The 13,734-nt window shown below is 42.8% G+C and carries 11 protein-coding genes and 1 other RNA gene; 9 read left to right on the top strand and 3 right to left on the bottom strand.

Annotated elements, in window-relative coordinates; genetic code table 11:
• Nucleotides 1-280 precede the first annotated feature (280 nt).
• Entirely contained in the window at nucleotides 281-1,363 is a 1,083-nt protein-coding gene (locus tag H6G96_RS10965) for an MraY family glycosyltransferase (RefSeq protein ID WP_190911471.1), read from the bottom strand.
• Between the two features lie 157 nt (nucleotides 1,364-1,520).
• Here H6G96_RS10965 and groL point away from each other — a divergent pair, with 157 nt between their 5' ends.
• The 6 genes from groL (at nucleotide 1,521) to H6G96_RS10935 (ending at nucleotide 7,960) form a co-directional block, all read left to right on the top strand.
• Nucleotides 1,521-3,194: a chaperonin GroEL gene (gene groL, locus H6G96_RS10960; protein WP_190911470.1), complete on the top strand. Its 1,674-nt coding sequence runs from the start codon at nucleotides 1,521-1,523 to the stop codon at nucleotides 3,192-3,194.
• Nucleotides 3,195-3,566: 372 nt separating this feature from the next.
• Nucleotides 3,567-4,709 carry a magnesium/cobalt transporter CorA gene (gene corA / locus H6G96_RS10955; RefSeq protein ID WP_190911469.1) on the top strand — a complete coding sequence of 381 codons (1,143 nt, stop codon included), beginning with the start codon at nucleotides 3,567-3,569 and terminating at the stop codon, nucleotides 4,707-4,709.
• A gap of 64 nt (nucleotides 4,710-4,773) precedes the next feature.
• Entirely contained in the window at nucleotides 4,774-5,469 is a 696-nt protein-coding gene (locus tag H6G96_RS10950) for a hypothetical protein (RefSeq protein WP_190911468.1), read from the top strand.
• Between the two features lie 49 nt (nucleotides 5,470-5,518).
• An RNA gene (gene rnpB, locus H6G96_RS10945) (RNase P RNA component class A) lies at nucleotides 5,519-5,945 on the top strand.
• Between the two features lie 101 nt (nucleotides 5,946-6,046).
• Entirely contained in the window at nucleotides 6,047-6,766 is a 720-nt protein-coding gene (rnc, locus tag H6G96_RS10940) for a ribonuclease III (protein WP_190911467.1), read from the top strand.
• A gap of 111 nt (nucleotides 6,767-6,877) precedes the next feature.
• Nucleotides 6,878-7,960, top strand: a complete 1,083-nt coding sequence (locus tag H6G96_RS10935; protein WP_190911466.1) for a Gfo/Idh/MocA family oxidoreductase — start codon at nucleotides 6,878-6,880, stop codon at nucleotides 7,958-7,960.
• A gap of 49 nt (nucleotides 7,961-8,009) precedes the next feature.
• On the opposite strand, the gene H6G96_RS10930 is transcribed toward H6G96_RS10935, so the two are convergent.
• The gene (locus tag H6G96_RS10930; RefSeq protein ID WP_190911465.1) at nucleotides 8,010-10,136 is read right to left on the bottom strand and encodes a sensor histidine kinase; all 2,127 of its coding nucleotides are present in this window, start codon (nucleotides 10,134-10,136) and stop codon (nucleotides 8,010-8,012) included.
• A 296-nt stretch (nucleotides 10,137-10,432) separates the two neighbouring features.
• Here H6G96_RS10930 and H6G96_RS10925 point away from each other — a divergent pair, with 296 nt between their 5' ends.
• From H6G96_RS10925 to H6G96_RS10915, 3 genes are all read left to right on the top strand, one after another.
• Complete coding sequence (locus H6G96_RS10925; protein ID WP_190911464.1) at nucleotides 10,433-11,173, top strand: RibD family protein; 741 nt, start codon at nucleotides 10,433-10,435, stop codon at nucleotides 11,171-11,173.
• A 103-nt stretch (nucleotides 11,174-11,276) separates the two neighbouring features.
• Nucleotides 11,277-12,455 (top strand): GNAT family N-acetyltransferase, encoded by a 1,179-nt coding sequence (locus H6G96_RS10920; protein ID WP_190911463.1) that lies wholly within the window; start codon nucleotides 11,277-11,279, stop codon nucleotides 12,453-12,455.
• Nucleotides 12,456-12,544: 89 nt separating this feature from the next.
• Entirely contained in the window at nucleotides 12,545-12,928 is a 384-nt protein-coding gene (locus H6G96_RS10915; RefSeq protein WP_190911462.1) for a DUF4346 domain-containing protein, read from the top strand.
• 53 nt (nucleotides 12,929-12,981) lie between these two features.
• Here H6G96_RS10915 and H6G96_RS10910 read toward each other — a convergent pair whose 3' ends face one another.
• A complete protein-coding gene (locus tag H6G96_RS10910; RefSeq protein WP_190911461.1) occupies nucleotides 12,982-13,719 on the bottom strand; it encodes a TPM domain-containing protein in 738 nt (245 codons plus the stop codon).
• Between the last annotated feature and the right edge of the window lie 15 nt (nucleotides 13,720-13,734).

The raw sequence follows: 13,734 nt of genomic DNA, 5'->3' as shown, positions 1-13,734 counted from the left end.
GCTAATAAGCTCTATCTATCAAGCGTGCAATTTAGCGCTAGTAGGTACTTCATACATAAATAATTAATTTCTTAAAAATCTATATTACGTTTAATGTAAATTAAGTTTTGAAGCCTTTGTAATTTCGTCGGTAGCCTCAAAACAATAATTTTGGGCGAATTTAGAAACCCTTGTGGGATAAGAGGCATTTCTAATTCACATCAGGTGTATATCATAATTTTGCCACAGTAGAAAATAAACCATAGTAGGGCTAGCACTGCGATGCCCACCCTACAAGTGATTAAGGTTGTTGATGTATCCTTTGCCAGATAGTAAAGCCCAAAAGAAGAATAATGCTACTGGCGGTAGTCAGTATCACAGCCAAACTCATACCTTGTACTCTCATCGCCAGCAAGTTAAAAACTAGAGTAATTGACCAAAGGGTGAACGCAGCATTGCGCTGAGAAAGTCCCCAAGCAAGTAAGCGGTGGTGCAAATGGTCTTTGCCAGGAGTACTTAGAGGGTTATTTCCTGCTAATAGCCGCCGCACAAATACTTGGGTGGTGTCTAGCACTGGCAATAATAGAAATAAAACCGTGGGAATTAGCGCATAAACTGTGTTTTGTTGTAGTTTACCTAAAATACTAGTTGCTGCCAGCACATAGCCGAAAAAGTATGCTCCGGCATCACCCATAATAATCCGTGACGGATGGAAGTTATGGCGCAAAAAGCCTAATGCTGCACCCCCTAAGGCTGCTAATACCAAAATTGCCGCAGCACGATTGTTAAATTGGGCTGCAACCCCCAACAAACTCATGGCGGTAATAAAGCTGATTCCTCCTGCCAAACCATCCATACCATCCATCAAGTTGATGGCGTTGGTAATCCCTACTACCCATAGTACTGTTAGCGACATAGACAGGAGCGAGTCAATGGGGGTGCCAAACATAACTCTGACACTGATCCCATTAGCAACCAGCAACAGGGCCGTGATAATTTGCGCCCACAATCGAACAGAGGGTGGTAAGCCGAACTGATCATCGATAAAGCCCACAAGAACTAATATCGAACCTCCTAACAGAATAGTCAGTACCTGAGCCAGTACGTTTTGGAGTTCGATAGGTCGTAAAAGGCTAGCTAATACCAGTGCGGCAATTACACCTGCGTAGATAGCTAGCCCCCCTGCATTAGGCAAAGGTTCTCGGTTGAGTCGCCGTGCATTGGGTTGGTCAGCCCAACCTACCCGCAAGGCGAATTTGCGTACTGTCGGAATTAAACGCCACGTTACAAGCCAAGCCAAGAGAAACGTAAATACTACCGCCAACCAGCCGGTGCCGCTAGGGTCGGCAATACCGAGGGACTTAAGGGAGTTGTCTAGATTCATCTCCCAATTCAAGCATTACTGCCTGTATCTAATATGAGCATCACCTGTATATTAATCAATTTTTTTATTTCCATTTGTAACTTGAGCCGCTTGGGAGATTAGCACTCTTGCCCTGTGAGTGCTAAATTGTCTAATGGAAGCGCTAGAGAAATAAAACATGGCGAAAATTATTGCATTTGACGAGGAATCGCGGCGAGCTCTAGAAAGGGGTGTTAACGCCCTTGCCGATGCCGTAAAAATCACCTTGGGGCCCAAAGGTCGCAATGTCCTTTTAGAGAAAAAATTTGGCGCACCTCAAATTGTCAACGATGGTATCACTGTTGCCAAGGAAATTGAATTAGAAGATCCTTTGGAAAATACTGGTGCAAGACTCATCCAGGAAGTAGCGTCAAAAACGAAAGATGTCGCTGGGGATGGTACAACCACCGCAACAGTTTTAGCACAAGCCTTGATTCGGGAAGGTTTGAAGAACGTCGCGGCGGGTAGTAACCCGGTTAGTTTGAAGCGCGGGATCGACAAAACCATTGAGGCATTGGTACTAGAAATTGCCAACATAGCCAAGCCAGTAGAAGGGAGTGCGATCGCTCAAGTTGCCACTGTCTCTGCTGGTAACGATGAAGAAGTTGGTCAAATGTTAGCCCAAGCAATGGAAAAAGTCACCAAAGATGGTGTCATTACCGTTGAAGAATCTAAATCTCTAACCACTGAACTAGAAGTAGTTGAGGGGATGCAGATTGACAGGGGTTATATTTCTCCCTACTTCGTCACCAACAACGAGCGGCAAATCGTGGAATTTGAAAACGCCCGGATCCTGGTTACTGACAAAAAAATCAGCAGTATCCAAGATTTAGTGCCGATTTTGGAAAAAGTCGCCCGTTCTGGTCAGCCCTTGCTGATCATCGCTGAAGATGTCGAAGGTGATGCTTTGGCAACTTTGGTAGTGAACAAAGCGCGGGGTGTACTTACTGTAGCTGCAATCAAAGCGCCTGGGTTTGGCGATCGTCGCAAAGCTTTGTTAGAAGATATTGCTATTCTCACCGATGGACAGTTGATTTCTGAAGAAATCGGCTTAAGTCTGGATACTGCTTCTCTAGAAGCTTTGGGAACTGCTCGCAAAATCACCATTGACAAAGAAAGCACCACCATTGTAGCTGGCAGTGTCACCAAGCCAGAAGTACAAAAGCGGATTGGTCAAATTCGCAGACAGTTGGAAGAAACCGATTCTGAGTACGATCAAGAAAAACTGCAAGAACGCATCGCCAAGCTCGCTGGCGGTGTGGCAGTGATTAAAGTGGGTGCGGCAACCGAAACCGAACTCAAAGACCGCAAACTGCGGATTGAAGACGCGCTGAACGCTACTAAAGCCGCCGTGGAAGAAGGTATTGTTCCTGGTGGTGGGACGACCCTAATTCACTTAGCCAAGGCGGTAGAAGCGATTAAAAATAGCCTGGAAAATGAAGAAGAAAAGATTGGGGCTGATATAGTCGGACGAGCGCTAGAAGCTCCCTTGCGTCAAATAGCAGATAACGCTGGTGCTGAAGGTTCTGTTATCGTCTCTAGAGTCCGAGATAGCGACTTCAACATTGGCTACAACGCCGCTACCGGCGAATTTGAAGACTTAATCGCTGCTGGTATTATTGACCCTGCCAAAGTCGTGCGTTCAGCTTTGCAAAACGCTGGTTCCATTGCTGGTTTGGTCTTAACCACCGAAGCGATCGTTGTTGAAAAGCCAGAGAAGAAATCCGCTGCTCCTGCCCCTGATATGGGCGGCATGGGCGGTATGGGTGGCATGGGTGGCATGGGCGGCATGGGCGGCATGGGTATGTTCTAACTTCTCCTCACCCAAATAAATATTTTTTTAGCAGTTTGTCTTGCCAAGGCAAACTGTTTTTTTATAGCATTGCTGATTCAGAAGCAATATGTTATCTGTATTGCTGGTAACTCACTGAACGTAAATAAACTTACAGCAGCTTCATCTATTTAAACCACACATATCGTAGGGGCACAGCATTGCTGTGCCCATACAACTGACTACCAACAAAATGTTGATGACCAAATTAGCAACTTAAATAATTGCTTAATCTAAAAATTGCTGTCTTTGTATTAATTTTTGTAAAATTACGTGTAAGTTGTCAGTTACCACGAGTCAATTATTTTTACTAATGACAAATGACTAATAACTAATACTATTAGGTAATATTGCATGGCACGAAAACTGCATCCTCTTTCCAAAATAGTAAATAAGCCACATGAAGATGAGTTCTATCACCAACCAGGTACTGTACCTGGAACCATTTTTATTGATGCAGATGCTCCACCACCGATAATTTTCTTGATTGACTATAACCAAACCCATTTCACTCGCGAACAAATAGTAACTCCAGAGGAGTGTGCCCCCTATCTTGATAGCGAATCTATTTCTTGGGTAGATGTACAAGGTTTAGGAAGTCAAGACATATTACAACGATTGGGTAACGTTTTTGAGTTACATCCTTTAGTTTTAGAAGATATAGTTAATGTACCGGAGCGTCCGAAAACAGAGGATTATGAAGACCAATTGCTATTCATTAGCCGCATGGTAGTAGCAAAGGAAAGAATATGTGGTTTTTACAGCGAACAAGTGAGTTTGATATTAGGGAAAAATTACTTACTGACAGTCCAAGAAGAACCGGAACATGATTGTTTTGAAGGAGTGCGATCGCGGATTGAAAAAAACAAAGGGATCATTCGCAAACAGGGAGCCGATTATTTAGCTTATGCCGTGTTAGATGCGATTATTGATGGCTTTTTCCCAGTACTGGAGCTTTATGGGGAGCGAATCGAAGAGTTAGAAGAGGAAGTAATAATTAAACCTACTCCGCAAACACTACAAAATATTTATCAAATTAGACGAGAATTACTGCAACTACGTCGTGCTATCTGGCCCCAGCGAGATGCAATTAATTCTTTAATTCGAGATGGCAGCGAACTAATTGGTGAAGAAGTACGAATCTACTTGCGAGATTGTTATGACCATACAGTGCAAGTGATGGATATGGTGGAAACTTATCGAGAGCTAGCATCTGGATTAATGGATGTGTACCTTTCGGCAGTGAGCAATAAAATGAATGAAGTTATGAAGGTGCTAACGGTAGTTTCATCAATTTTTATTCCACTGACTTTTGTTGCAGGAATATATGGTATGAATTTCAATACCGAAAAATCGCCATATAATATGCCGGAATTGAATTGGTATTGGGGCTACCCAATTTGCTTGGCAGCGATGGGAGCGATCGCACTTGGTTTGCTATTCTTTTTTTGGCGACGAGGGTGGCTGCAAAATTCTGTAACAATTAAGCGTAATTAACAATTCTAGATAAGCGAGAAGTCAAATATATATTCATTATTACCGGGAGTTAAAATTCTGATTTATGAGGAGTAGTGACCAGAATTTAGTAGTTTTAACAATTTATATTATCGGCGTTTCCTATGTTTTTAACCGCATGGTTGAATCCATCGATGACCAAGTTAAATTTGAGTTTAAAAAGGGAATCGTTGACGAACAATTGAAAGAACAAAATCTCGATGATAAAATTGGAATTTCTTTTAAACTCAAATCCTCATATCCAATTGACGATTTAAAAGATTTAGGAATTAGCATTGAAAATAAATCTGATAATGTTGCTGTATACGTTGACTGGGACAACAGTTCTTTAGTAGTTGAACATAGCAAGCAATCGCGCCGCGTAATTCGGAAATCACCAGACTTAACCCGCGACTTAGCAGTACCCCAAAGCCCTAGCCTGATTGCCCCCAAGAAAACACTTTCTGAGACGGTGACAGCAGAAGATGTTTTTGAGCGCGATCAAGTAGCTGGAACCTATTCAGCAAAAAAACCATTAATTGATATCAACGGGCTACAAAAAGGACAAAAAAAATTGTACAACGACTTTATTAACAGAAGAAAACAATTGGACTTTTCCCTGCAACTGGTACTAAGGATATCTGAGGTGCGTTTAGGTCTAGCTCCAGGCCGTGATTTTCCTCCCATTAGCATTATTAATTGTCCTTTCACAGTCAGAAAACTACCTTGGACTTACGCTCTACCTTGGAATAAAAAAAAGTAATGCCATGTCAACATACTACGCCAACCAAAGATTACACTGGATCTAAGGAGAGAGTAGGCGCAGGCGGTTGCAGATCAGTCATAGTTACTGGTTTGAGGAAAGTCCGGGCTCCCGAAAGACCAAACTTGCTGGATAACGTCCAGTGCGAGTGATCGTGAGGATAGTGCCACAGAAAGATACCGCCAAAACAGTTAGGAGTTAGGAATTAGGAGTTAGGAATTATTAACTTTTAACTCATCACTCATAACTCCTAACTAAATTTGGTAAGGGTGCAAAGGTGCGGTAAGAGCGCACCAGCAGTATCGAGAGGTGCTGGCTCGGTAAACCCCGGTTGGGAGCAAGGCGATAGGAACTACGGTTGGTCTTTTACCAGTTCCGCTCAACGAGAGCCGCTAGAGGCGTTTGGTAACAAGCGTCCCAGATAGATAACTGCCCTCGCAAGAGAACAGAACCCGGCTTATGTACTGCTCTCTCCCCCCTTTTTTAGTGCTGAGTGCTGAGTTAGGAGTAAGTATTTTTCCCTGCCTCCCCTACCCCCTGCTTCCCCTGCCCCCTGCCCCCTGCCCCTTGTCATGTAATGCCCCTTGCCTATCCACGCCGTCAACGGCAACTCGAAAGTTTAGTCCAAAAATTAGGTTTGTCGCTAAAAGCACCTATAAAATGGGAACTGCTGGATTTAGCGCTAACTCATCCGACTGTCTCTGATTCGGCAAATTATGAACAACTGGAGTTTGTTGGCGATGCAGTGGTGCGACTGGTGTCGGCTGTTGTGTTATGGGAAAATTATCCCGATTGTCCAGTTGGGGATTTTGCGGCAATTCGTTCGGTATTAGTGAGCGATCGCATCCTCGCCCAATTAGCCAGAGTTTATGGTTTGGAGTTATACTTACTAGTTGCTGGCAGTGCTACTGCTGATAAAGTTGGTCAAGAGTCACGGCTGGCAGATGCTTTTGAAGCAGTTCTAGGTGCGCTTTACTTAAGCACTCAAAATTTGGAACTGATTCGCCCTTGGCTAGATCCCCACTTTCAAGAACTAACGACAGAAATTCGCCTCGATCCTGCCAGACTTAATTACAAAGCTGCTCTCCAAGAATGGACTCAGGCACAATTTAAAGTTTTACCAGAATATAGAGTTGTGGAAGTAAATCAGCCGCACCGCAATCAAGAACGTTTCGTAGCTGAAGTGTGGCTGCATGGAAACAAGCTTGGAGTTGGTAAGGGTCGCTCGATCAAAACTGCTGAACAAGCCGCAGCTAAGGTAGCCTTTTTAGCAATCCCTAACCCGGAAAACCCTTAAATAAAAAACACGGCTGATAAACTGATAATTCAATATGATTGTCAATGGTCATTTGTCCCAAGCTCCTTGCATACTAATGACCAATGACTAATTACTAATAACAAATAACTAATGACAAACCAAATTAAAATTGCTGTCATCGGAGTTGGGCGTTGGGGAGTGCATTTGCTGCGGAATTTCTTAGCACATCCCCAAGTAGATGTAGTTGCTGTAGTAGATCGCCATCCAGAACGATTAGCGGCGATAAAACAGCAGTTTAATTTAGATGATAATGTAGTCTTAACAACCCAGTGGGAGGATTTAAAGAAAGTTCCAGAGTTGACAGGGGTAGCGATCGCAACTCCAGCTACCACCCACTATACTTTAATTAAAGACGCTCTCCAACAGGGATATCATGTTTTAGCCGAAAAACCCTTAACTCTCGACCCAGCAGAATGCCGCGAACTTTGCTATTTAGCAGAGCAGCATAATCTGATACTTATGGTTGACCATACTTATTTATTTCACCCAGCAGTTGAGCGAGGAAAAACTGTAGTACAGGCGGGTAAATTAGGTGATTTACGCTATGGCTACGCGACGCGCACCCATTTGGGGCCTGTTCGGCAAGATGTTGATGCGCTGTGGGACTTAGCTATTCACGATATTGCTATCTTTAACGCTTGGCTAGGACAGATTCCTGTGAAAGTACAAGCTACGGGTACAGTGTGGCTACAGGGGGAGGGGAGTAGGGAGTGGGGAGTAGGGAATGGGGAAATGACCCACTCTCCATCTCAAGGACTAGCTGACCTAGTATGGGTAACACTGACATACCCAGATGGCTTTCAAGCTTATATTCACTTGTGCTGGCTGAATCCTGATAAGCAGCGACGATTGGGGATTGTGGGTAGCCTTGGTAGTTTAATTTTTGATGAAATGTCGCAATCATCACCTCTAATCCTGCTACATGGGGAGTTTGAACAGCAGGGCAATCAATTTATTCCGGTAAATCAAAGGCAGGAGGTGCTGGAATTAGAGCTAGGGGAGCCATTGGGGCGAGTTTGCTCCTGCTTTGTTGTCTCTGTTCTCAACAATACTCCCTCAGAGATTTCATCTGGTTGGGTAGGCACACAGTTAGTAGAAATTCTTGCTGCTCTAACACTATCTCTTCAGCAAGGCGGCCAACCTGTTCTGATTGACAAGCGCTCTCAACTTTAATCTTCTGGAAAATCCAAATTTCTTTTTTTGAATTAGAGTCTAGCAAAGATTACCTTTTAGAAGTCCCATTTGCATAAACTTCTACTTTTGGAAGGCTTACCAAGAGAGTTTGCTGCGGCGAAAGACTAATCTCATAAGTTTCGTTTCCAAGCAGCAATTGGAACTTCGAGGATTTCTCTTTGTCTACACCTGCTTTTACAGATTTGTTGATCCCCAAAGAGGGATTTTTCCCAGACTCCTGTAGGCTAGGGTAATGGCTTGCTTTTGCCCCGTCATTCCCAGAGGAAAATTCTAGATCCCCTACATTTCCTTCTTTCTTGGGAACAGGTAATAGCGAGATATCAATCAAGGGTAAGGTAATCTTCAGTGTCGTACCTTGATGAAGCCCCGCACTCTCAAGAGTAATACTGCCTCCCATGAGTTCAATTAAGTTTCGTGAAATTGCTAGTCCCAGTCCAGTACCTTCAAACTGGCGCGTGGTTGTGCCATTCACCATTACAAAAGGACGAAATAGTTTGTGCTGTTGAGTGGGATCAATGCCTATACCTGTATCCTTGACAGCGACCACCACCTGAGATTTACCATTACTAGATTGAATTTCTGTAGCAATGGTGATGCTTCCTGTATCAGTGAACTTAGTAGCATTGCCGATAACATTAATCAGCACCTGCCTCAATTTTGGTGCATCCGCCTTAATTGGTATCACTTGGGGATTTAACTCGCATTTCAATTGCAAGCCCTTTTGTTGAACATTAACTGATTGTAAATTAATCACCTCTAACAATATTTGTCGGAGGTCAAGAGGTGCCATGACTACTGAAAGCTTACCTGCTTCGATTTTAGAAATGTCGAGTAAATCATTAATAATACTTAACAAGTGAATCGTTGTTTCATTGGCACGTTTGAGAAACTCCATTTCTTCTTCCCGGCTATCACATAAGCCATCTTCAACTAGGCGAATACAGTTAATAATAGTATGTAATGGGTTTCTCAATTCATGAGAAGTTGTAGCCAAAAACTGGCTTTTAATCTGGTTAGCGCTTTTTGCTTCTTTCCAAGCTATTTCTAGTTCTTCTGCCCCAGCTTTGAGCCGTTCTACCATTTGGTCTAATGCTTGGGCCAGTTGATTAAATTCCCGGATTTGAAAATTGTGCGGAACTGGTTGTGCGGCGTGGTGAGAGTGAATATTGAGAGCATAGTCTCGCAATTCTTCTACAGGGCGTGCCAAGTAAGGAGCTAGGTATAGGGATGCTAACAAACTTGCACCAATCAAACCAACTGTTAAAACGATAAGGATTAGTTTGATTTCCTCTAAACCAAAAAGTGCATTATCGACACTAGTAACAGCTAAGACTATCCATTTTTGCTGCTGTTGGGTAAGTGGATTTGCAATAGCCGTATAGCCAGCTACTAATTCGTTACCTTGTGTAAAAGAGAAATTTATCGAACTCTTTTGTCCTGCAACGGCATTTTTTATTATGCTCTTGAGTTGCGAAGCATTTGGGTGGTGATTAATATTAGTTCCTACCCAGTCTGTGAATGGGTGAGCCAAAACCGTTCCATCTTCAGCAATCACTACCATAGCGCCTGTAAGCGATCCCGGTGGATTTCTGATTTGTTGATACAATGCAGACTGAATACTTAAACTGTAAACTAAATTTTTTTGGCTATCAAAGACTGGTGCAGATAACACTACTTGCAGTTGATTTTGTGCATTTCTTTTTCCAGTCATTCCTGTCTTTGGCGGGAAGATTGCTTTGACATCAATTCCGTCGCTAGGTAAAGGTAATGTCAATTCTGCAATTGCTTGATCCCCACAGCTACTAGCAATTATTTTTTGGCTTAATAGATTCGTTAATTGGATGCACTCAATACTAGCTGGAAGTTGTTGCTTTAACTGCGTGAGAATTTCTTGCTCTTGTATAGGTAATTCCGACGGAATCACCGTTGTTTTACTTACACTTAGCAAAGTAGCTCTTAAGAGAGCGATCGCATCTCTAATTCTCTCTCCTTTACTAATGGCGCTTTCTGTTAAATTTTGACGTGCAGTTCCCAATATGCTAGAGCGTGCCTTATTTAAGGCAACAATCTCGCCTATAAGTAACACTGGGACAAACAGAAGCAGTATTCTCGTTACTAAAATTCGACGAAAGGAAGATTGGCGGTAATTAGTCATCGAGTGTCTCACTTTGCATCTGCAAACCACAACAGCAAAGATATGTAATTAGACGAGCTAGATGAGACATTTTATTAAATTACCAAAATTTTATTTTCAATGTTTAAAAATAACAAATTGCTATAAGTCAAAAAGAAACGTGGTATACCAAAATTCATATATGCTTGATGTAGAAACAATTTGTGTTGCATATAAATACAGGAGTGAAATTACAAAATAGTAGCTTGTAGGCATAGATTTTTTTATAATCTATACACTAACAAAAAAATATTCAAACTATCAAATCAATTAAATTAATGTTGCAACATCGTCCTCATACTACAGTTGTTTTAGCAATGAGTGCAGATGGCAAAATAGCAGATTTTAGGCGATCGCCTGCTCGGTTTGGCTCAAGGGTTGATAAAGCACACTTAGAAAAGCAAATTGCGGCCTCTGATGCGGTTTTATTCGGTGCTGGTACTCTGCGGGCCTATGGAACAACACTTACTGTATCAGATCCAATCCTAGTGGAACTTCGGACACAAGCAGGGAAGCCTCGGCAGCCAGTTCATATAGTGACTACACACTCTGCAAACCTCAATCCGGAAATTAACTTTTTCAGGCAACCAGTTAGACGCTGGCTACTCACGACAACAGCGGGAGCGCTTTCATGGAAAGGACGCTTACAGACGCTTACCTCAACTCTGGGAACCGAAGCACAGGAGTGCCCTCCAGAATTTGAGCAGATTTTGGTTTTTGAAACACCAAAGCGAGAAATTGACATTCCCACAGCTTTAAAGCATCTAGCCACTCTACATATAACACGCTTGGTGATCTTAGGTGGAGGTGAATTAGTCGCTTCCTTGTTGGAATTAGATTTAATTGATGAATTATGGCTAACTGTCTGTCCACTGATTTTAGGTGGTAATACCGCACCCACACCTGTAGAAGGGAAAGGGTTTTTACCCAATTTAGCTCCCAAGCTGCAACTTCTGGAAGTTCATACAGTGGAACAAGAAGTGTTTTTGCACTATCGCCTGCAACGATCGGCAGATTAGATTACCCTAAATAAGGGATTGGGGGCTGGGGATTGGGTACTGGGTATTTTCCTTATCCTCCTACTCCCCAGTCCTCGGTCCCCTAGTCCCTAGTCCCTAAAAAGTGGAACAACTTAAGCCTCGCTATTCTGTCGTTTGGACAAACAAAATTGCTGAAGTACCCCAAAATGCCTGGAATGCTTTGGCAATGCCACTCAAAACGCCATTTTTGGAATGGGAGTGGCTGAACAATATCGAAACTTCCCACAGCGCTACGGCTAAAACTGGTTGGTTGCCAAATCACTTGACATTGTGGCGAGATAGAACGCTGATTGCTGCTGCGCCACTTTATCTCAAAGGACATAGTTCTGGTGAATTTGTTTTCGATCACCAATGGGCAGAGTTAGCCGATCGCATTGGAGTCCAATATTATCCAAAATTGCTGGGAATGTCACCATTTACCCCAGCTGAAGGTTATCGGTTCTTAATTGCCCCAGGAGAAGATGAGGATGAAATCACAGCGATAATGGTGCATGAAATTGATACCTTTTGCTCCAAAAATCGAATTTCTGGGTGTCATTTTCTCTATGTCGATCCCCAATGGCGTTCGATGCTGGAACGGCATGGCTTTACAACTTGGCTGCACCACAGCTACATCTGGGAAAATGCTGATTTTAAAACTTTTGATGACTACTTGAAAGTGTTTAACGCCAATCAGCGTCGCAATATCAAGCGGGAACGCAAAGCTGTGGAGAAAGCAGGGTTACGGTTACAACCACTGAGTGGTGATGAAATTCCCTACTCTGTATTTCCTTTAATGTACCAGTTCTATGCTGACACATGTGATAAGTTTGGCTGGTGGGGTAGCAAGTATCTTACTCGGCGGTTTTTTGAGCAGCTACACGCCGATTATCGCCATCGAGTTTTGTTTTTTGCTGCATATAGCGAACAAGATAACTCTCATCCTTTAGGAATGTCATTTTGTTTGTTTAAAGGTGACAAACTCTATGGACGCTATTGGGGAAGTTTTCAAGAAATAGATTGCTTACATTTTGATGCTTGCTATTATGCACCGATTGAGTGGGCCATCACTAACAATATCCAAATTTTTGACCCTGGCGCGGGTGGACGCCACAAAAAACGGCGCGGATTCCCTGCTGTGCCCAATCATAGTTTGCACCGCTTTTACAATAATCGTTTAGGACAAATTTTACGTCCCTATATTAAGGAAGTGAATCAACTCGAACAGCAGGAAATTGAGGCAATTAATGCAGACTTGCCATTTAGTAACCGAGATTCTTGAAAAATGCCAAGGCAGAGGATGAACGACGAATTACACTGGATATATAGTGTAAAAACCCTCAAGAAAGAAAATTTCTTTTTATAATGCTTATGGATTTAGTAGTTGAAGATTTAGCCGCAATTGATGATAAACTTTCCCAGCGTCATATTGACCTTGATCCCGGTGGATATTTCATTATTTACTTGGATAGAGATGCAGGTTTAATTTATGCCAAGCATTTCACAAATGTGATTGACGATCGCGGTTTAGCTGTCGATCCTGAAACAGGAAAGGTAATTCCAGCACGAGGAAAGGTAGAACGAACTCACGCGACGGTTTTTAGTGGAAGGACGGCGAAAGAACTTTGCGTGAAAATATTTGAGGAAACTCAGCCTTCTCCTGTAACTCAATTAAATCATGCAGCTTATTTGGGTCGAGAATTTGTTCGGGCTGAGGTAGCTTTAGTCAAAGAGCAAGAGTATGTTCAAGATTAAAAGTTAGGAGTGAGGAGTTGAGAGTTAGAAACTCCTAACTACTCACTCTTTCATTACCCATCAGATGATGGCTGATTTATCTGATAGATATAGTAAGTCGCCATTGGGATAACGGTGGCGGCAATTAACAATCCTACTACCCAAGCAGTAGCGTTACCTTGGTTGGTTTCTTCTGCTTTCTTGAACGTGCCTTCTACCTGTACATTCTCAGTAATTTGGGGTGGCCCTGGATCGGCTTTGCCAGAGAGGACGGCGACAAGGCGATCGCTTGCATCTATAAATGCCTGATTGTATTTGTTACCATTGCGTAACGGCACACTGACTGTTTCAGTAGCTACACTTTCAGCAATAGAGGCAGTGAGTAAAGGTTTTACTTGATCACCACTAACAATCGCAGTACCGTTGGTAACGGTATCAATAACCAATAAAGTTTCATTAGCTTGGGCTTCTTTTGTAGGAAACCATTTTTCAAACAGTTCTTTGGTGAAGCTTTCCGGTGTTTCCCCGTAGTCGAGGCGGCGAACAGTAACAATTCTAACTTCCTTACCTGTTTGCTTGGCCAAATCCTCGAAAGCGGTGTTAATCTTACCTTCATTCAGACGGCTGATAACTTCACCTTGATCTAAAACCCAGGTGTTATTCCCTGCTGTGAGGTTGGGTATTTGATTCACACCTGTGGCAAAAGCAGGTGTGGCAAACAGCGAGCCTGCTAAAATAATCGTCACCAAAGGGAGAATTAGCCGGATGAGGTGTTTTTGACTGCTAAATACTTGTTTGAAGAGCTGTTTCATTGTATGAACCCTAAG

Origin of the sequence: Nostoc sp. FACHB-892 (genome assembly GCF_014698795.1) — a bacterium.
GTDB lineage: Bacteria > Cyanobacteriota > Cyanobacteriia > Cyanobacteriales > Nostocaceae > Nostoc.
The sequence above is the reverse complement of the archived record's forward strand: the minus strand, read 5'-3'. Positions and strand labels throughout refer to the sequence as shown.

Coding starts and splice junctions, on each gene's coding strand:
- H6G96_RS10965 (WP_190911471.1), bottom strand. CDS start 1,363: ATGAATCTAGACAACTCCCTTAAGTCCCTCGGTATTGCCGACCCTAGC.
- groL (WP_190911470.1), top strand. CDS start 1,521: ATGGCGAAAATTATTGCATTTGACGAGGAATCGCGGCGAGCTCTAGAA.
- corA (WP_190911469.1), top strand. CDS start 3,567: ATGGCACGAAAACTGCATCCTCTTTCCAAAATAGTAAATAAGCCACAT.
- H6G96_RS10950 (WP_190911468.1), top strand. CDS start 4,774: ATGAGGAGTAGTGACCAGAATTTAGTAGTTTTAACAATTTATATTATC.
- rnc (WP_190911467.1), top strand. CDS start 6,047: ATGCCCCTTGCCTATCCACGCCGTCAACGGCAACTCGAAAGTTTAGTC.
- H6G96_RS10935 (WP_190911466.1), top strand. CDS start 6,878: ATGACAAACCAAATTAAAATTGCTGTCATCGGAGTTGGGCGTTGGGGA.
- H6G96_RS10930 (WP_190911465.1), bottom strand. CDS start 10,136: ATGACTAATTACCGCCAATCTTCCTTTCGTCGAATTTTAGTAACGAGA.
- H6G96_RS10925 (WP_190911464.1), top strand. CDS start 10,433: ATGTTGCAACATCGTCCTCATACTACAGTTGTTTTAGCAATGAGTGCA.
- H6G96_RS10915 (WP_190911462.1), top strand. CDS start 12,545: ATGGATTTAGTAGTTGAAGATTTAGCCGCAATTGATGATAAACTTTCC.
- H6G96_RS10910 (WP_190911461.1), bottom strand. CDS start 13,719: ATGAAACAGCTCTTCAAACAAGTATTTAGCAGTCAAAAACACCTCATC.